This window comes from Arthrobacter sp. efr-133-R2A-63 (assembly GCF_030209795.1).
Taxonomy (GTDB): Bacteria; Actinomycetota; Actinomycetes; order Actinomycetales; family Micrococcaceae; genus Arthrobacter; species Arthrobacter bambusae_A.
This window is the reverse complement of record NZ_JARVRG010000029.1, coordinates 1-17,979: the sequence shown is the minus strand read 5'-3', so window position 1 is coordinate 17,979 and position 17,979 is coordinate 1. Positions and strand designations below refer to the sequence as shown.

Sequence of the window (17,979 nt, the reverse complement as noted above, 5' to 3'; positions counted from 1 at the left end):
GATGTCTGCAACGCAAAGCCATAGGGGAGCCGGCAGCGCAATCGCGCTTCCTCCACTGACGAGCGGCCCGCACCGCAAGCGCCTTGGCATGGTCGCCCTGATCGCCACCTTCGGCGGCCTGCTGTTCGGCTATGACACGGGTGTCATCAACGGGGCGCTCCGGCCGATGACGGCCGAGCTCGGCCTCACCCCGTTCACCGAGGGCATCGTCGCCAGCTCGCTCGTCTTCGCCGCGGCAATCGGCGCGCTCTCGGGCGGCCGCATCTCCGACGGGTGGGGTCGGCGCAAGACGATCATTCTGCTGGCTGTGCTGTTCTTCGCCGGCACCCTGGTGTGCGTGTTCACACCGAGCTTCGGCGTGCTCGTCGTCGGCCGCGTCCTGCTCGGCCTCGCTGTGGGAGGCGCCTCGGCGGTGGTCCCGGTGTTCCTCGCGGAGATGGCCCCGTATGAGATCCGCGGCTCCCTCGCGGGCCGCAACGAGCTCATGATCGTCGTCGGCCAGCTGGCCGCCTTCGTGGTCAACGCCATCATCGGCATCGTGTGGGGCGACATCCCCGGCGTGTGGCGCATCATGCTTGCGGTCTGCGCGTTGCCGGCGATCGCGCTGTTCTTCGGGATGCTCCGCGTGCCCGAGTCGCCGCGCTGGCTCGTCGAGAAGGGCCGGCACGACGAAGCCCTCGCCGTGCTGCAGTCCGTCCGCTCCGAGGACCGTGCCCTTGCCGAGCTCGGCGAGGTCGAGAGCGTCGCCAAGGAAGAGCAGCAGAGCCAGCAGATCGGTTGGCGTGCGGTCTTCAGCAACAAGAACCTGTTCCGCATCCTGCTCGTGGGCATCGGCCTGGGCGTCGCCCAACAGCTGACCGGCATCAACTCGATCATGTACTACGGCCAGACGGTGCTCGTGGAGTCGGGCTTCAACGAGAGCGGCGCGCTCATCGCGAACATCGCGCCCGGCGTGATCGCCGTGATCGGCGGCGTCATCGCCTTGTCTCTCATGGACCGGATCGACCGTCGCAAGACCTTCATCCTGGGCCTCACGCTGACCACCAGCTGCCACCTGCTCATCGGCTTCGCCTCCATGATGCTGCCCGCGGGCAACCCGATCCGCCCGTACTTGATCCTCTTCCTGGTGGTTGCCTTCGTCGGGTCCATGCAGACGTTCTTGAACGTCGCGGTGTGGGTCTACTTGTCGGAGGTCTTCCCGCTGCACATGCGCGGCTTCGGCACCGGTGTCTCGATCTTCTTCCTTTGGGTCGTCAACGGCTTCCTTTCGCTGTTCTTCCCGTCGTTGGTCGCGGGGGTCGGGATCACCGGCACGTTCTTCCTCTTCGCCGTCGTCGGGGCGCTCGCTCTGGTCTTCGTCGTCAAGCAGGTTCCCGAAACCCGTGGCCGCACCCTGGAAGCACTCGAGGAAGACGTCACCACCGGTGCCATCTACCTCGTCCACAAGAGCCAGGGCTAGACGCGGAGCCGATAGCCCCGCTTGACTACGGTTTCCACGAGCTTCCCGTCCGGCAGCGAGGACCGCAAGCGGCTCACCGTCATGTCCAAGGCATGGACCGAGCCACGCAATTCCAGTAGGTCTGATAGCGCCTCGCGGGACAGCACGGCGCCCCCGGCTCCCAAAAGCGCCCGCAGCAGGAGCAGCGGAGCCGGGGCCAGCTCCACCACGGAACCATCGATCCTCAAACAGCGGCCCCGGAGCTCGATATGCCCGGCGGGCGTGTCGAGCCGGCGCACATGGTTCAAGGCCAGGTGTTCCGTCACGAGGCGGATGAGCGCACCCATGCGGTAGCGGTCCGGGATGAGCGGAGAGAGCCCGGCGTCGATCAGCGGCTGTGCGGTGACGGGCCCGACGGCGGCGACGGTCACCTGGGTCTTGAGGGCATCGACCAGCTGCCGGTACAGGCCCATCTCGTGGGCCGTGCTCCACATGGCGTCTACCGCGGGCGCGCTCGTAAAGGTGAGCACGTCCAAGTCCCCAGAGCATGCGGCTTCGATAAGGCGCGGCAGCTTGTCTTCGCCGTCGGGCTTGACCCAGCGGTAGGGCGTGACGGTGAGGACCGTCGCGCCGGACATCCTTAGGCGTTCCAGCTGGCGGACGTCGGTGTAGCCGTGCAATTGCACGGCGACGGTCTTCCCCCGGACGCCTTCGTGAAGGAGCATGTCCACCAGCGTGGCGGTGGTTTCGTCACTGCTGATCCCGACGTCGGCAAGTCCTGCCGCGCGGACCGCACCCCGCGCCTTGGGTCCCCGCACGAACATGCGGCAGGCGGCCAGGACGTCGAGGAGTTGCTCGCCGATGCCGAAGGAGTCCGCGGCCTCGCACCAGCGCCGCATGCCGTAGGCGGTGGTTGCGATGCAGATATCGGGCTTGGCGGCGATGATCGTTTTCGTGTCCTCGATGAGCGTCACGTCTTCCTGGACCGGGGCGATCTTCAGCGCCGGGGCGTGCAGCACCGAAGCGCCACGCCGTTCGAGCGCCTCGATCAAGTCGCGTGAACGCCGGTGTGAAGTCACTCCGATGCGGAAACCGTCCAAGGGCGCGTCGTCGTTTAATGCCTGGGTGGCCAACGGCGAGCCAGCATCGAGGGAATCAAGGGCATTCAACGTAGTCATGTGTATTCTTTCAGGCTTCGAGGAGGGAAGCTGCGAGGCGGTCCAGGTCTGCCGTGGCTTCGGCGTGGCTGCGGTTGGCTTCGGCCACCCGGACCACCTCGCCGATGACCAGGACGGCCGGGTTGGTACAGCCGGCGGCCGCGGTTTCGATGGTACCGAGTTCGGCGATCGTGGTGCGTTGTCCGGGGCGGTAGCCGCGTTCGACGACGGCCATGGGCATTGCGGGGTCCATCCCGGCCCGCCTTAGCCCGGCGGCGAGTTGGGGGAGGGTCCCGATGCCCATCAGGACCACGATGGTCCCGCCAAGCCCGGCGAGGTGCGTGTGCTCTTTTTCGGTCAGGGGTGCGTGGCCGGAGACCACCGTGAACATGTGGCTGACCTCGCGGTGCGTGACGGGAATGCCTGCGGCCGCGGGGACCGAGATGGCGCTCGTGACGCCGGAGATGACGCGGACGGGGACGCCCGCCTGCACGCAGGCGCTGACTTCTTCGCCGCCGCGGCCGAACACGTAGGGGTCACCGCCTTTGAGCCGGACCACGTTCTTGCCGCTCAATGCGGCGTCCACCATGAGCTTTTCGATGTCGCATTGGGCGACCTTGTGGTGCCCCGGGCGCTTGCCGACGTCCACCATCTCCGCGGACGTGAGTTGCGCCAGTTCCGCGTAGGGGGCAAGCCGGTCGTAGAAGACGACGTCGGCGTCCCGCAGGGCGTTGACCCCGCCCATGGTGAGCAGGTCAAGGGCGCCGGGTCCGCCGCCGACCAAGGTGACGTGGCCTGACCCGCCTGCGGGAGGTTCGCTGGCGACGGGAATCCCCGCTTGGCGGCAGCGTTCGAGCAGGGGTTCCCATCCGGGCTGGCCGTCGTCGACTGCCGCGACCAGGAAGGGGCGCTCGGGCAGCGGGCCGTCAGCGTCGGCGCCGTCGGGGGTGCTGAGCCGATGGACGACGGCGCCGGCGGCTTCGAAGCGCCGGACTGCTTGGCGTGCGGCGTGGGCCGAGCCGGTGACCAGAACGTCGCGGCCTGTGAGGTCGAGGGTGAGCTGCATGGCTTGGTGCTCCTTAGTCCTGGCCGCGGACGGGGATGGTGCTGGCGATGAGGACGCCGCCCTTTTCCTCGTTGGTGGCGGGGCGGATCTGGCCGCGTTCGGGGACGAACGCAATGGCCTCGTCCTTCTGGTCGGGGGCGTTGACGAAGGAACGGAAGCGGCGCAGGCGTTCGGGATCCTTGAGGGTTTCGGCCCATTCGTCCTGGTAGTTCTCTACGTGCCGGGCCATGGCGGCCTCGAGCTCGTTGGCGATGCCGAGGGAGTCGTGGATGATGACGTCTTCGATGTGCTTGAGGCCGCCGTCGAGTTCTTCCTGCCAGCGGGCGGTGCGCTGCAGGCGGTCGGCGGTGCGGATGTAGTACATGAGGTAACGGTCGATGTATGTGATCAGCGTGTCGTCGTCCAGGTCCTGGGCGAGGAGTTGGGCATGGGCGGGCAGGAAGCCGCCGTTGCCGCCGACGTACAGGTTCCAGCCTTTGTCGGTGGCGATGACGCCGACATCCTTGCCTCGGGCTTCGGCGCACTCGCGGGCGCAGCCGGAGACGCCCATTTTGAGCTTGTGCGGGCTGCGCAGTCCACGGTAGCGCAGTTCCAAATTGATGGCCATGGCGACCGAGTCCTGAACGCCGAAGCGGCACCAGGTGGAGCCGACGCAGGATTTCACGGTACGCAGGCTCTTGCCGTAGGCCTGGCCGGACTCGAATCCGGCGTCGACGAGTTCCTTCCAGATCTCCGGGAGCTGTTCGAGGCGGGCCCCGAACATGTCGATCCGCTGCCCGCCTGTGATCTTCGTGTAGAGCCCGTACTTCTCGGCGACGGCGGCAATGACCCCGAGGCCCTTCGGCGTGATTTCGCCGCCGGCGATGCGGGGGACCACGGAGTAGGTGCCGTCCTTTTGCATGTTGGCCAGGGCGCGGTCGTTGGTGTCCTGGAGGGTGCCGCGCCCGGCGCCCAAGACGTATTCGCTGTTCTGCGAGGCGAGAATCGAGGCGATGGTGGGCTTGCAGATGTCACAGCCCGCGCCGGTGCCGTACTTGGCCAGGATGTCTTCGAAGGAGGTCAGTTCCAGGACCCGGATGGCGTCAAAGAGCTCCTGGCGGGAGAGGCTGAAGTGCTCGCACAGGGCCTTGGAGACTTCGATGCCGGATTTCTTCAGTTCCCCTTCGAGGAGTTTCTTGAGCATCGGGACGCAGGAGCCGCACTGCGTCCCGGCCCGCGTACAGGTCTTCAGCTCACCGAGTTCCTGGACGGGGGCGTTTCCGTCGCAGGAGCCGCAACCGTTGATGGCGTCGCGGACGCTGCCTGCGGCCACGTTGTTGCAGGAGCACAGGATCGCGTCGTCCGGCAGTTCGGTGTCGGGCGCGTCGCCGCCGCCCGCGGCGCTGAGGTAGGCGCCGGGCTCGGCGGGAAGTTCGCGGCCGAGCAAGGGGCGCAGGCTCATGTAGGGGGTGGCGTCGCCGACGAAGATGCCGCCCAGGAGGGTCTTGGCGTCGTCGGTGGTGACGATTTTCTGGTAGACGCCCCGGGCCGGGTCGGCATAGACGATTTCCAGGGAGTGCTCGGTGGTGGCGAAGGCGTCGCCGAAGCTGGCAACGTCCACGCCGGAGAGCTTGAGCTTGGTGGCGGTGTCAAAGCCGGGGAAGGTCGCCTGCCCGCCGTGCAGCCGGTCGGCCACGATCTCGGCCATGGTGTTCGCCGGCGCCACGAGTCCCAGGCACATGCCCTCGAAGTTCGCCACCTCACCGATGGCCCAAACACCGGGGACCGGCGTGGCGCAATGGTCGTTGATGACCACGCCACCTTTCTTGCCGAGTTCGAACAGCTGTTCTGCGCCGTCCGCATTGTCCTCGGCGCGAAACAGTTCATCGCGGGGGCGGATGCCGATGGACGCGATGACCATGTCCGCGGGGATGATGCGGCCGTCCTTCATGAGGACTCCGGTGACCCGGCCGTCGTCGTCGGACAATACTTCGGCGGGGTAGGTTCCCGTCAGCACTTCGAGTCCCTTGGCAGCGACCAGCCGGCCCAATGCCTGGCCGGCGCCCTCATCCAGCTGGGCGTTCATAAGCCAGCGCGAACCGTTGATGACAGTGGCTTGAGCGCCCAGCTCCATGGTGCCGGCTGCTGCTTCCAAGCCGAGGAGGCCGCCGCCGATGGTGACGGTCCTGACGGTCCGCCCGAGCGTCTCCCTGAGTTCGGCGATGGCATTGTTGATGGCCCACACGTCGTCGAGGGTGCGGTAGACATGGGCGAGCTCACCGCCGGGGAAGGGGAGCCGTGCCGCGTCCGAGCCGGTGGCCACCACCAGGTGGTCGAAGCCGTACGTATTGCCGGCCGCGGTTTCCACGGACTTGGCCTCGGGATTGATCTTGACCACCCGTTCGCCCGTGCGCAGGTCCAGGGCCTCGTGCTCCCACATGGACATGTCCCCCAGGCTGAGGTCGTAGTCCACGTCGGTCAGTGCCTTGCTCAAGGTGACCCGGTCATACGGAACGTGATCTTCCTCGGCCAGGACCGTGACGTGCCAGCCCTCAAGACCGCGGGTATGCATGGCATCGGCGAAACGGTGGGCCGCAGGGCCCCCGCCCGCCACGACAATACGGCGCAGGTTTTCTGGGGTGGAGGTGTGTCCGGTCACTGGTGGCCTTTCGCATACGCCGCAGAACGTGCTCCGCAACTTGTCGTTTCAGACTACGGACGGGCAGTTTCTCCTCAGTTTCCCTTTTGTTTCGTGGTCTTAACTTCTGGGTCACGATTGGATGTCGGGTCGCGTGAGGTCTCTTTTACGCACCGGACACATTGACTGCGATCGAGTGAAACACTGCCCGCCTACCTTGAAGGTATGGCTGCTGCGCGGCCAGGGCCTGAAAGGAAGGGCAGCATTTGTCCCGACGCAGGCATAGTGGAAAGGGTTGACATGACCGTCATTCTGGAACGGGAAGAACAACTGACGAGCGCGTCGACGGCGTCGGGCTGGCACCGGATATGCCCGTTGGATGAGCTGGAGCCGGCTTGGGGCGAGGCAGCGTTGATCGACGGCGTGCAGGTGGCGCTCTTCCGTGTCGACGCCGAAAATGTCTACGCGGTTGCCCAGCAGGACCCTGCAACTTTGGCCAACGTCATGGCCCGCGGCATTACCGGTTCCCGGGGATCACGCCCCACCATCGCCTCGCCGTTGCACAAGGAGGTCTACGACCTGCAGACCGGTGAGTGCTATTCCAACCCCGGGCTCCGGCTTCCGGCATTCAAGACCCGCATGGTTGACGGTTTCATCGAGGTCGAAGTCTAACTAGAGCCCGAGCGCCTCGCGGACGTCCGCGAGGATGTGATCCAAAGTGGTTCGCGCTGCCTGCCGGGTTTCCGCGAGTTCCGCCGCCGAGCCGACCGGCTTGATGACCTCCAGGTAGCACTTGAGCTTCGGCTCGGTGCCGCTGGGCCGGATGATGACGCGGCTTAGGTCCTTGGTCAGGTAGAGGAGGCCGTCCGTCGGCGGCAACTGCTCGCTTCCCTCGGCCAAGTCCACAAAGGTCTCGATGGCGGATCCGCCGAAGGATTCCGGGGGATCGGCCCGGAGCCGGTTCATCATGGCGTCCAGCAATCCAAGGTCCGCCACCCGGATGCTGAGTTGGTCACTCGCATGCAGGCCGTGCACCAGGTAGATCTCGTCCAAGGTGTTGAAGATCGTCTTTCCTTCGGCCTTGGCCGCCGCAGCCAGTTCGGCGATGAGCAAGGAGGCCGAAATGCCATCCTTGTCCCTGACGAGTTCGGGTGCCACGCAGTAGCCCAGGGCCTCTTCGTAGCCGTAAACCAGCCCGGGCACTCGGGAAATCCACTTGAATCCTGTCAGGGTCTCCTCATGCGCGAAGCCAGCCGCAGCAGCGATGCGGGAGAGCAGCCGGGACGAGACGATCGAATTGGCAAATACACCCCGGCTTGAGTCGCTTTGCCGGACGTCCGCGGCGTGCCGGGCCACGACATGTGCCCCAAGCAGGGCTCCTACTTCGTCGCCGCGCAACATCCGCCAAGCACCCGTGTCCGGGTCCTTCGCCGCCACGGCCGCACGGTCGGCGTCGGGGTCGTTGGCCAGCACGATATCGGCATCCAAGCGCGCCGCTGCCGCCAAAGCCAGGTCCAGCGCGCCGGGTTCTTCCGGGTTGGGGAAGCTGACCGTGGGGAAATCCGGGTCCGGGGCTGCTTGCTCTTCCACGAGTGAGACGTCCGTGAAGCCCGCGGCATTGAGTACCGACACCGCAGTCTCGCCGCCCACGCCATGCATGGGGGTCAGGACGATCTTCAGCTCGCGGGCCGGAAAGTTTTCGACGTCGGCCAGGCCGGCCATTGCGGCCTCGTACTCGCCGGTGATGGAGCCGGGGAGCACGGTCCAGCCGGATTCAGCCAGTTCAATGGAATCCAAAGAGCCCACGGCTTCGATGCTTGCGGCTATCTGCGAATCGTAGGGCGCCACGATCTGGGACCCCTGGCCGCTTTCCTCAACAGCCCGGCCGCCCAGGTACACCTTGTATCCGTTGTCCTGCGGGGGGTTATGGCTCGCTGTGACCATGACCCCGCCGTCGCAATCAAGGGAACGGACCGCGTACGCCAGCAGCGGGGTAGGAAGCGCCGAAGGCATCAGGAAGGTGTCGATTCCCGCGGCCGTGAAGATTGCCGCCGTTTCCAGGGCGAAGACATCCGAGTTGTGCCTCGCGTCATAGCCGACGACGGCGCGCGGCCGCGTTCCGGGGGAAGCCGCCTCAACGGCGTCCTGGAGGAAGGCCGCCAAACCTGCCGCTGCCCGCCGCACCACCACGCGGTTCATCCTGTTGGGACCTGGGCCGAGGGCTGCCCGGAGTCCCGCGGTACCGAACTGCAGGGTTCCACTGAAGCTGTCTTCAAGCTGTTGACGGGCAGCAGCGACGCCGCTGGAGGCGAGTCCGGTCAGTTCGGCCAGTGCTGCCGCAGTGATCGGGTCCGGGTCCTGGGCAGCCCACTCGCCGGCGTCGGATATCAGCTTTTCAAATTCGGCATCGCTCGATGTCATAGGAACAAAGCTATCGTCAAAGAGATTGAATGCCGAGGTCACGAGCTATGGCAGCCGTCACAGTCCGGTCGCCCCCACCCCAACTGACTCGCATTTGTTGTCGTTATGGGGCGTTTTAACGACAAGTACTGCGAGTCAGTTGGGATGCCGGGGGCGGTTCCGCTGTTCGTGGTGGCGCTATTTGGCAGCTTGGGTCGAGCGGGTCCGCACCAGGGCTGTGACGCCGGCGGCCAGGCCGATGAGGCCGGCCGCGAGGCCGAACCAGCCGGCCGTGGATCCGGCGTCGCTCGTCGACGCCGCAGCTGACGGAGCAGGTGTCGCGGACGGTGTGGACGTGGAAGCCGCGGCATCGTCACTAGCTGTGGTCACGAACGAAGGAGCCGGGTGTTCCGGTTCGGGCTGTCCCGCAACGGTCTTCTCGTCCCATTTCACTACTGAGCCGTCGGTGTACGTCTGGGTCGCCGGCAGCGACACAGTGGTGCCGGCGTCGGGCAGGACCCCCACGGAGATCGAGAACGCCTGGTATTCGTTCTGCCCGATCTGGTGGGCGGCGTCCGCAGTCCACACCACTGAACTGATCGCCTTGGTCACTGTTGCTCCGGCAACCGTGATGGGCTTGGGCAGGGTGGTGGTGACGAGCTGGGCCGTCCAGCCCTCAACGGGTTTCACGGACACCGAGTTGAAGGGTGTATCGGTGGGGAGGGCGACTTCGAGCTTGTTGGTCTTGGCTGTCGCGGACTCGTTGGGGACGTTGAAGGTCAGGTGGGTGTAGCCACCAGCTGCGGGGTCGTCGGGATTGACGTTGACGTGTGCTGAGGCGGCTGAGACGCCGAAGGCGAGCAGCCCCGCGGCCATCATGGCAGCGGAGGCGGTTTTGAGGGTACGGCGGCGTGAGGATTTCATGGCAAGGTGCCCTTTCACAAATGAAAAGCGGTGGGTGGCCGGGCGGACGTGGGTCCGGACCGGTGAAGGCAGCGAGTCGCCGCCAGGACCCTTTCCGTGTGTGATGACGGGTCTTAGGCGGCGGGCACCAGGGTGGGTGGACCGCGCCGCGAGGGAAGCCGCAGTCCGGCAAGGCCGCGAGGACGCACAGCCGGAGGCGTGCAGGGGGCTGGGGCGCGGAGCGGCTGAATCGCTGTTGGAGCCGGCAGGTGGACCAACGGTCGCAGCCACGATGCCAAGGCCCACAGCGCTTGTTCGCCGCGTGCAAGCACCAGCGCAGTGCCCGCGGTTGCCAGGGTGTGCGCCGCGAGCATCTGCCAGTCGCTTGCCGCGGCGTGGCTCGAGGCGATGACGCCTACGGCGTCGGGTGCCGGCGACCAAGGGACATGTCCAGCATGCCCGGACGGTAATTGGGCCGCGGTGGAGGTCCCGGACAAGGCGCCGAACGCCCAGTGAAGACAGAGCTGCCCGGCCCCTAGTAGTCCTGCGAGGGCCGGAAACGACAGCCGGGCGCGCGTCAGGATGGCGACAGGGAGGATCGTCAAAGCACAGAGCGCCGTCAAAATGGCTGGCGCCGGAAGGTTTCCGCCGCCGGCAAGGTGACCACCCGCGGCCAAGCCCAGGATGATTGCGCCGATCAGGGTTGTTCGTAATAGCCGGAAAGGCGCGGATGTCATGATCGGCGGTCCTTTCCGATTCGGTGGCAGTGGCGGAGAATCACTCAAATTCTACGGTGCCGCCCGGGCCCGAAGCGCCGGGGAGCTTTGACCCCCCCGGCACTCGATCAAAGTTTGGCGATGATGTCCGCCAGGAGGCGCGAAATGCGTGCACCCGCCGTCTGGCCCGCCTCGATGACTTCCTGGTGGCTCAGCGGTACCGGGCTGATGCCTGCGGCGAGGTTTGTCACCAACGAGATGCCGAAGACCTCCATGCCTGCATGCCGGCCGGCGATCGCTTCCAAAGCAGTGGACATGCCCACCAGGTCCGCGCCGATTCGCTTGGCGTACTGGACCTCGGCCGGAGTTTCGTAGTGCGGGCCTGTGAACTGGGCGTAGACGCCTTCATCAAGCGTCGGATCCACTTCGCGGGCCAGGCCACGGATGCGCGAGGAGTACAGGTCCGTGAGGTCGACGAACGTGGCGCCTTCAAGGGGCGAAGCCGCCGTCAGGTTGATGTGGTCACTGATGAGCACGGGAGTTCCGGGGGTCCAGGCCTCGTTCAATCCGCCGCAACCGTTGGTTACCACCAAGGTCTTGCATCCGGCCGCCGCGGCCGTGCGCACGCCGTGGACCACTGCGCGGACGCCTTTGCCTTCGTAGTAGTGGGTGCGCGCGCCCAGGACGAGGGCCCGCTTGCCCTGCTTCGTCAGGACCGAGCGGATGGTGCCCACATGCCCCTCAACGGCAGGAGCATGGAAGCCGGGAACCTCCGACGCCGTGAGGGTCGCCGTCGTTTCGCCTATGAGGTCCGCAGCCGCGCCCCAGCCTGAGCCGAGGACGAGCGCGACGTCGTGCGATTCGACGCCGGTCTCCGCCGCGATGTAGTCGGCCGCAGATTTGGCGGCCTCGAATGGGTCTGTCTTCATCAGCTCTGTGTTACTCACTGGTACAAACTACATTGCCGCGCGCGCTGTTGAACAGGGCGCAGTCGGGCAGGTAAACGGCCTCGGCGGGCGTCCTCAGGCGGGGCTTAGTGGCAGGTCCGCCGGCATTAAGTGAGAATTGAACATTGTGACCATGCATCCTGACTTCAGCTCACCACGAATCGCGATCCTGGGCGGAGGTCCAGGCGGATATGAAGCGGCCATGGTCGCAGCGCACCTGGGCGCGCGGGTAACCCTCATCGAGCGCGCCGGGCTCGGCGGCTCAGCCGTCCTCACCGACGTCGTACCTTCCAAAACCCTGATCGCGACGGCGGATCTCATGACCCGCGTCGGCGAGGCGGGGGAGCTGGGAGTCAAGTTCGCCGTCGACGGCGGCGATGTAGCGCCGCGCATGCGCGCGGACCTCGCACACATCAATGACCGCGTGCTGCACCTCGCGCGGGAGCAGTCCGACGACATCCGGGTGGGCCTCGAAAACCTGGGCGTGGAAATCCTGATGGGCTCCGGCAAGCTCCTCGACAACCACACCATCGAGGTCATCACCTCGGACGGCGTCAAGACGATCACCGCCGACGCCATTCTTCTCGCTGTCGGCGCCCACCCGCGCGAGCTGCCCACGGCAAAGCCCGACGGTGAGCGCATCCTGAACTGGGCTCAGATCTACAACCTCGAGGAACTTCCGGAAGACCTGATCGTCGTCGGTTCCGGCGTCACCGGCGCAGAGTTCGCTTCCGCCTACAACGGCCTTGGCTCGAACGTCACCCTGATTTCGAGCCGCGACCAGGTGCTTCCCGGCTCGGACACCGACGCGGCCCAGGTCCTTGAGGGTGTCTTCAAGCGACGCGGCGTGCGCGTTCTGTCCCGCTCGCGCGCGGAGGCGGTTGAGAGGACCGACGCCGGCGTGAAGGTGACGCTCGGCGATGGCAGCACCGTCTCGGGCAGCCACTGCCTCGTGTGTGTTGGCTCCATCCCGAACACTGACGGAATGGGCTTGGAAGAAGCCGGCGTGGCTGTCACGGAGTCCGGCCACATCAAGGTCGACGGCGTGTCCCGCACCACGGCGCCGAACATCTACGCGGCGGGCGACTGCACCGGGATCCTGGCCCTCGCCTCGGTCGCTGCCATGCAAGGCCGCATCGCGGTTGCGCACTTCCTGGGCGACGCTGTCATGCCGATCAAGCTCCGCCAGGTGGCGTCAAACATCTTCACTTCACCGGAAATCGCCTCCGTGGGCGTCTCCGAGGCCGACCTCGAATCCGGCAAATACCAGGGTGACGTGGTCATGCTCTCCTTGCTGAGCAACGCCCGCGCCAAGATGCGCAATTCCAAGGACGGCTTCGTCAAGATCATCGCGCGCAAGGGTTCGGGCACCGTGATCGGCGGCGTCGTCGTTGGACCGAACGCCTCCGAGTTGATCTTCCCGATCGCCGTCGCAGTGAAGCAGAAACTGCATGTCGACGACGTCGCAAGCACCTTTACCGTGTACCCCTCGCTGACCGGGTCCATCTCGGAAGCTGCGCGACGGTTGCACGTGCATATGTAGGGCATGGCTCTCGACTCGCATTCGGATCTGTGACACATTAAATGCCCCGCGACGCGCGTATTCGCGTGTCGTGGGGCATTTTGCGTCGCGTGAAACCAGATGCGCCATCCAAACTGCTCCGTACTCGCGGTGGATCGAACATCCCACTACCCGCCAGGCCGCTGCGCCCGGCGGCGGGTTCGTCGTGTTCCGTAAGGTGCGCGGTCCTCGGAGGGTGACGGCGGCTGCCCAAGCGCCGGGTCAAATGCCGGGGCCGCGCCGGCTCGCCCTGCTGGATCCGCCCGAGGATCGCGACGGCGGCCGCGGTGGCGGTCACGACGGCGGCCGCGGTGATCCGCGGCGGGTTCTTGTGGGCGCACTCGCGGCGTTGCGCTCGCTGGCACGGACGACGGAGGACGACGTCGGGCCGCTGGGGCTGCAGGGTTCCGCCGCGTTTGCTTCCCGTGTGGAGGAACTCTCCCGCACGCTGGACTATTTGCAGCTTGCTGTGCAGCCACCACCACCATCTGATCCACTCATCCAAGTCCGAACCGGCTTGCCTTGGTTCATCCCGCCACCCCACATCGACCCACGGCAAAGACCACGCAAGAACCGCTACTTTCAGCTGTGACCACGTGTGTCCGTGTGATGGAAACTGTCAGGCTAGGAGATGCACGGGCAGCTATCGGCAACCGCAACAACGCCGAGCCCAAGATCGAGCCCCTACGCCGCAACCCCCTGAAAGTGCTTTTCAATAATCCCCTTGATGTCCCCATGGCACCCGCCGCACCCGGTCCCCGCGCGGGTCGCTTTGGAAACCTCCGGCACGGAAGAGCAGCCATCCAGCACGGCTTCCTCGATGCTCGCACCGCTGACGCCCGCGCAGCGGCAAACTGTGCGCTGCGGATCATCATTCGAAGCAGAGGAACCCAGCTGCTCCGGACCGTCCAGGCGAAGCAGGAGCGAACGGTCTGCGGGCAGTTCGGAGCCGCGTTCGAACAGCATCACGAGCTCCGCGGCCGTGCGCGGCATGCCTACCGTCACGAGTCCTTCGAGCGCGCCGCCCCGCGTGGTCATTTTGACGTAGCGGCCGTGTTCGGGATCGGCCCACTGGGCGACCTGGCGCTGGGGCATCCCCTCGGAGACGCCGGCGGACAATAACTCGTCGTCCCAGGGCTCGGCGCTGTTGTCCCCGGCGACCGCCAGGTTGATGCCGCGCGCCTTCAACACCACGACGCCGGGCTTCTCCTGCGGGAGCGGTGCCAGGGTGTCCGCAGCGCCCTGGCCGCCCTCTGCAAGGAGGATCAGATACTCGGCAAGCCACTCGGCCTGCCGCCAGCCCGGACCCACCAGCCCGGAAGGACCCAAGGCCGTGCGGCATTCGGCGCACTCGGCATCGGCGCAGCGGACTTCGGCGCAGTCGCCGATCGCGAACATGTGCGGCTCGTGATAGGTCCGCAAGTGGTGATCCACTAGGATCCCGGTGGCCGCAGGCAACCCACAACCTTCGGCCAGTTCGATCCGCGGACGCACGCCGCAGGACAGAACCAGCAGGTCGCCTTCGATCCTCGATCCATCGTTGAGTACCAGGGCAGAAAACATTCCGTGCGGGCCGTTGTGTTCCACCGCCGTGGAACGGGCGTTGCCCACCATGGTGATCCCGCTGTTGCGCAAGCTCGCCGCGAGGACAGCCCCGCCTCCGCGGTCGATATTGCGGCCCAGCGGGAAGGCGCCGTTGTGAACCACTGTGGTGAGGGCGCCTTCTTCGGCCGCAGCCAAGGCAGTTTCGAGGCCGAGTACACCGCCGCCGAGGACGATCACGCGCTTGCCGGCAGTCACGGCGTCGCGCAATTGCGCGGCATCTCGGAGATCGCGGAGGGCCGTCACCCCTGAAGGGAGTACAGGGTGCGAAGGATCGGGGTTGATACCCGTAAGGTTCGGAATGACGGGCCGCGAGCCTGTGGCGAACACCAGGCGGTCGTAACCGGGCGTGGTCCCATCCGATAGGACCACCTGCTGGCGGGCGCGGTCGATGCGTTTGACCGTGACGCCCAGCCGGACCTCGACGCCGTCGGCCGCCAAAGCGGCAGCGTCCGCCATCGCGAGTGCCTCCGCGGTGGTCCGCCCCACGCCGAGTTCCGCCACCATGACGCGGTTGTACGCGGCTTCGGCTTCCTGTCCGACGACGAGCAACCGGACAAGGCCGCTCCGCACGGCAGGCACCAACTCGTCCACCAGCCGGGCCGCGACCGGCCCGAATCCCACCACCACAATTCGCTCGCTCACGACGCCTCCTTGACTTGAATTGGCAGTGCCGCCTTACGGACCCAGACCGTGCTGGTCTTGAACTCCGGCATGCCGGAAATAGGATCGCTGACCGCTTCGGTGAGCAGGTTGGCGCTGCCCGGTCCGGGGAAATGGAAGGGGAGGAAGACGGTGTCCGTCCGGATGCTGTTGCTGAGCTCCACCCGGCACACGACCTCTCCGCGCTCGTTGGAGACCCGGACGAAGTCCCCGTCGGAGATTTTCCTGACAGCCGCCGTCGCGGGGTGGATCTGCAACAGCGGTTCCGGCTGCGCCGCCGCAAGTTCGGCCACGCGGCGGGTCTGGGCGCCCGATTGGTAGTGTTCCAGCAGCCGCCCGGTGACGAGCGTCAGCGGATCAGGATCAGAGCCGACGACGGCGGAGTGCCGGGACCGCTTCTGCGGCGCCACCGGGACCATCACCGCGCGTCCGCCGGCGTGCGCGAAACCGTCGAGGAAGAGCCGCGGCGTTCCCGAACTGCCGGTGGGATAAGGCCAGTAGGCGGCTTCCCCGCGGTCCAGCATGGCGTAGTCGATTCCGGAGTAGTCGGCCAGGCCGCCCGCCGAGGCAAGCCGGAGCTCCTCGAAGACGGTCTCGGGATCGTCGCTGAACGTGGACGGTGCGTCGAGCGATTCGGCGAGCCGGGCCATGAGCCACAATTCGCTGCGGACGCCCGGGGGAGGGCTGAGTGCCTTTCGACGGCGGAGCACGCGGCCCTCGAGGTTGGTCAGGGTGCCTTCTTCCTCGGCCCACTGGGTCACCGGGAGGACCAGGTCGGCTTCCAGCGCCGTCTCGGACATGAAGAAATCGCAGACGACAAGGAAATCCAGGCTGCGCAGGCCCTCGATCACGGCACCGGCGTCGGGGGCTGACACTGCCACATTGGCGCCGTGCACGAAAAGGCAACGGATACCGTCGGGCTGTCCTAAAGAATTCAAGAGCTCCACGGCCGGAAGTCCGGGGCCGGGGATGAGGGATTCGTCGACGCCCCACACTTTGGCGACGTGGGCGCGGGCGACGGGATCGGTGATCTTGCGGTAGCCAGGGAGCTGGTCGGCCTTTTGGCCGTGCTCGCGGCCGCCCTGGCCGTTGCCTTGGCCCGTCAGGGTGCCGTAGCCGCTGCGGGCGGATCCCGGCAGGCCGAGGAGGAGGCTGAGGTTGATCGCTGCCGTCGCGGTGTCCGTGCCGTCGACGTGCTGCTCGACGCCGCGGCCGGTCAGGATGTAGCTGCCGCCGCGCCGGGCGCCGTCGGCAAGTCGGCGGGCGGTGTCCCGGATAAGCGTGGCGGGCACGCCGGTTATCGACTGGACGCGCTCCGGCCAGAAGCCGGCGAGGCTGCGAACGATCGCGGGGTAACCCGTGGTGCGGTCCTGGAGGTAGTCGGTGTCGGCGAGGCCTTCGAGGACCACCACGTGGGAGATACCCAACAGCAGGGCGAGGTCCGTTCCGGGGGTCGGCTGCAAGTGGATGCCGCCGCCGTCGCCGGTGAATGCGGCGGTCGCGGAACGGCGGGGATCGGCCACGATCAGCCCGCCGGAATCCCGCGCGCCCTGCAGGTGCTGGACGAACGGCGGCATGGTCTCGGCAACATTGGAGCCGAGGAGGAAGATGACGCTTGCCGAATCAAGGTCCTCGACGGGAAACGGGAGGCCGCGGTCCACGCCGAACGCGCGGTTTCCGGCTGCCGCGGCGGAAGACATGCAAAAGCGCCCGTTGTAGTCGATGCGCGAGGTTCCGAGCGCCAGGCGGGCGAACTTGCCCAATTGGTAGGCCTTCTCATTGGTGAGTCCGCCGCCACCGAACACGCCGACGGCGTCGGGACCGTACTGTTCGCGGGTCTGCTTGACGGCTCCGGTGACCAGCATGAGTGCCTGGCCCCACGTAACCGGCCGGTGGACGCCGTCGGACCCTTTGAGCATGGGTTCCGTGACGCGTCCGCTGTGGTTCAACAACGACGGCGATGTCCAGCCCTTGCGGCACAGCCCGCCCCGGTTGGTGGGGAAGTCGCGGCCGGCTACTTCCAGGAGCGGAAGCGCCTTTGCCGCGGGAGCGGGGTCTGACCCCGGCTGCGCAACCCCTGACCCCGGCTGCGCTGTGGGCGCCGCCGGGGTCAGGGTCATGGCGCACTGCAGCGCACAATACGGGCAGTGGGTGTTGGCGCCATTGGGCATGTTAGATGTGTCCCATCGCGTTGCGGTTGGCCTTCCGGAGGTAGCAGGCCCAACAGACGATGAGCATCAGCACGTAGGCGCCGACGAAGCCATAGAACGCCGGGGTGTAGGAGCCGGAAGCGCTGGATGCGTTGAGCACCTGGGGGATGACGAATCCGCCGTAAGCGCCGATCGCCGAGATCAGGCCGAGGGAGGAAGCCGCGAGCCGGGCCGTTTCGGCGGGCTTTGCACCGGAGAGCGCTGCCCGGCTGGACGTGGCAAAGATGACCGGGATCATGCGGTAGGTGGCGCCGTTTCCAAAGCCGCTTGCGGTGAAGAGGAACAGGAACAGGACCAGGAAGAGCCAGAAGTTCTTGAGGGGAAGGGTCCAGATCATGGTCAACGTGATGACCGCCATCGCCGCGAACGCCGTGACGGTCATGCGGGCTCCGCCCATGCGGTCCGCCATGCGTCCGCCGTAGGGACGGGCAAGGGAGCCGACCAGCGGACCAAGGAAGGCGAGCGAGAGGACAACCGCGCCGAGGTGCATGGACGAAAAGGCCGGAAAGTAGTCCTTGATGAGCTTGGGGAAGACTCCGGAGAAGCCGATGAACGAGCCGAAGGTGCCGATGTACAGGAAAGCCATGACCCACAGGTGCGGTTCCTTGAGTGCGGCGATGGAGCCTGCGACGTCACCCTTGGCACTGGTGAGGTTGTTCATGTACTTCCAGGCGCCGAACGCAGCGACAAGGATGAGGG

General features: G+C 66.5%; 14 protein-coding genes. 4 read left to right on the top strand and 10 right to left on the bottom strand.

Annotation, left to right across the window (positions count from 1 at the left end):
* The first annotated feature begins 1 nt into the window (after nt 1).
* Nucleotides 2-1,459: a sugar porter family MFS transporter gene (locus tag QRN45_RS15890; protein WP_284763942.1), complete on the top strand. Its 1,458-nt coding sequence runs from the start codon at nt 2-4 to the stop codon at nt 1,457-1,459.
* Here the strand turns inward: QRN45_RS15890 and QRN45_RS15885 are convergent.
* From QRN45_RS15885 to nirB, 3 genes are read right to left on the bottom strand one after another with little or no spacing between them, the layout of a single operon-like run.
* On the bottom strand, nt 1,456-2,616 hold the full coding sequence (locus QRN45_RS15885) for a uroporphyrinogen-III synthase (protein WP_284763941.1): 1,161 nt from the start codon (nt 2,614-2,616) through the stop codon (nt 1,456-1,458). The genes QRN45_RS15890 and QRN45_RS15885 overlap by 4 nt on opposite strands.
* 10 nt (nt 2,617-2,626) lie before the next feature.
* Nucleotides 2,627-3,661, bottom strand: coding sequence for a uroporphyrinogen-III C-methyltransferase (gene cobA / locus QRN45_RS15880; RefSeq protein WP_284763940.1), 1,035 nt, complete (start codon nt 3,659-3,661; stop codon nt 2,627-2,629).
* Between the two features lie 13 nt (nt 3,662-3,674).
* On the bottom strand, nt 3,675-6,299 hold the full coding sequence (gene nirB / locus QRN45_RS15875) for a nitrite reductase large subunit NirB (RefSeq protein WP_284763939.1): 2,625 nt from the start codon (nt 6,297-6,299) through the stop codon (nt 3,675-3,677).
* Nucleotides 6,300-6,578: 279 nt separating this feature from the next.
* Between nirB and nirD the strand changes: the two genes are divergently transcribed.
* Nucleotides 6,579-6,950 (top strand): nitrite reductase small subunit NirD, encoded by a 372-nt coding sequence (nirD, locus tag QRN45_RS15870; protein ID WP_078105873.1) that lies wholly within the window; start codon nt 6,579-6,581, stop codon nt 6,948-6,950.
* Here nirD and QRN45_RS15865 read toward each other — a convergent pair whose 3' ends face one another.
* The 4 genes from QRN45_RS15865 to QRN45_RS15850 form a co-directional block, all read right to left on the bottom strand.
* The gene (locus tag QRN45_RS15865) at nt 6,951-8,699 is read right to left on the bottom strand and encodes a phospho-sugar mutase (RefSeq protein WP_284763938.1); all 1,749 of its coding nucleotides are present in this window, start codon (nt 8,697-8,699) and stop codon (nt 6,951-6,953) included.
* A 177-nt stretch (nt 8,700-8,876) separates the two neighbouring features.
* A complete protein-coding gene (locus QRN45_RS15860; protein ID WP_284763937.1) occupies nt 8,877-9,602 on the bottom strand; it encodes a YcnI family copper-binding membrane protein in 726 nt (241 codons plus the stop codon).
* A gap of 113 nt (nt 9,603-9,715) precedes the next feature.
* Entirely contained in the window at nt 9,716-10,318 is a 603-nt protein-coding gene (locus QRN45_RS15855; protein ID WP_284763936.1) for a hypothetical protein, read from the bottom strand.
* A 107-nt stretch (nt 10,319-10,425) separates the two neighbouring features.
* Entirely contained in the window at nt 10,426-11,226 is an 801-nt protein-coding gene (locus QRN45_RS15850; protein WP_284763934.1) for a purine-nucleoside phosphorylase, read from the bottom strand.
* Nucleotides 11,227-11,371: 145 nt separating this feature from the next.
* On the opposite strand from QRN45_RS15850, the gene QRN45_RS15845 reads away from it, so the two are divergent.
* The gene (locus QRN45_RS15845; RefSeq protein ID WP_284763933.1) at nt 11,372-12,787 is read left to right on the top strand and encodes an NAD(P)H-quinone dehydrogenase; all 1,416 of its coding nucleotides are present in this window, start codon (nt 11,372-11,374) and stop codon (nt 12,785-12,787) included.
* A 244-nt stretch (nt 12,788-13,031) separates the two neighbouring features.
* Complete coding sequence (locus QRN45_RS15840; RefSeq protein WP_284764008.1) at nt 13,032-13,397, top strand: hypothetical protein; 366 nt, start codon at nt 13,032-13,034, stop codon at nt 13,395-13,397.
* Nucleotides 13,398-13,489: 92 nt separating this feature from the next.
* Here QRN45_RS15840 and QRN45_RS15835 read toward each other — a convergent pair whose 3' ends face one another.
* From QRN45_RS15835 to QRN45_RS15825, 3 genes are all read right to left on the bottom strand, one after another.
* Nucleotides 13,490-15,052, bottom strand: coding sequence for an FAD-dependent oxidoreductase (locus QRN45_RS15835; RefSeq protein ID WP_284763931.1), 1,563 nt, complete (start codon nt 15,050-15,052; stop codon nt 13,490-13,492).
* Entirely contained in the window at nt 15,049-17,241 is a 2,193-nt protein-coding gene (locus QRN45_RS15830; protein WP_284763930.1) for a molybdopterin oxidoreductase family protein, read from the bottom strand. The genes QRN45_RS15835 and QRN45_RS15830 overlap by 4 nt, the downstream gene beginning before the upstream one ends.
* Before the next feature lies 1 nt (nt 17,242).
* Nucleotides 17,243-17,979, bottom strand: a 737-nt coding sequence (locus QRN45_RS15825; RefSeq protein WP_502870724.1) for an MFS transporter, incomplete at its 5' end; no start/stop codon positions are given.

Excerpts from the sequence above, each read along its gene's own strand:
- QRN45_RS15850 (WP_284763934.1), bottom strand. The coding sequence starts at position 11,226 with ATGAAGACAGACCCATTCGAGGCCGCCAAATCTGCGGCCGACTACATC.
- QRN45_RS15885 (WP_284763941.1), bottom strand. The coding sequence starts at position 2,616 with ATGACTACGTTGAATGCCCTTGATTCCCTCGATGCTGGCTCGCCGTTG.
- cobA (WP_284763940.1), bottom strand. The coding sequence starts at position 3,661 with ATGCAGCTCACCCTCGACCTCACAGGCCGCGACGTTCTGGTCACCGGC.
- QRN45_RS15860 (WP_284763937.1), bottom strand. The coding sequence starts at position 9,602 with ATGAAATCCTCACGCCGCCGTACCCTCAAAACCGCCTCCGCTGCCATG.
- QRN45_RS15865 (WP_284763938.1), bottom strand. The coding sequence starts at position 8,699 with ATGACATCGAGCGATGCCGAATTTGAAAAGCTGATATCCGACGCCGGC.
- QRN45_RS15840 (WP_284764008.1), top strand. The coding sequence starts at position 13,032 with ATGCCGGGGCCGCGCCGGCTCGCCCTGCTGGATCCGCCCGAGGATCGC.
- QRN45_RS15890 (WP_284763942.1), top strand. The coding sequence starts at position 2 with ATGTCTGCAACGCAAAGCCATAGGGGAGCCGGCAGCGCAATCGCGCTT.
- QRN45_RS15855 (WP_284763936.1), bottom strand. The coding sequence starts at position 10,318 with ATGACATCCGCGCCTTTCCGGCTATTACGAACAACCCTGATCGGCGCA.
- nirD (WP_078105873.1), top strand. The coding sequence starts at position 6,579 with ATGACCGTCATTCTGGAACGGGAAGAACAACTGACGAGCGCGTCGACG.
- QRN45_RS15830 (WP_284763930.1), bottom strand. The coding sequence starts at position 17,241 with ATGCCCAATGGCGCCAACACCCACTGCCCGTATTGTGCGCTGCAGTGC.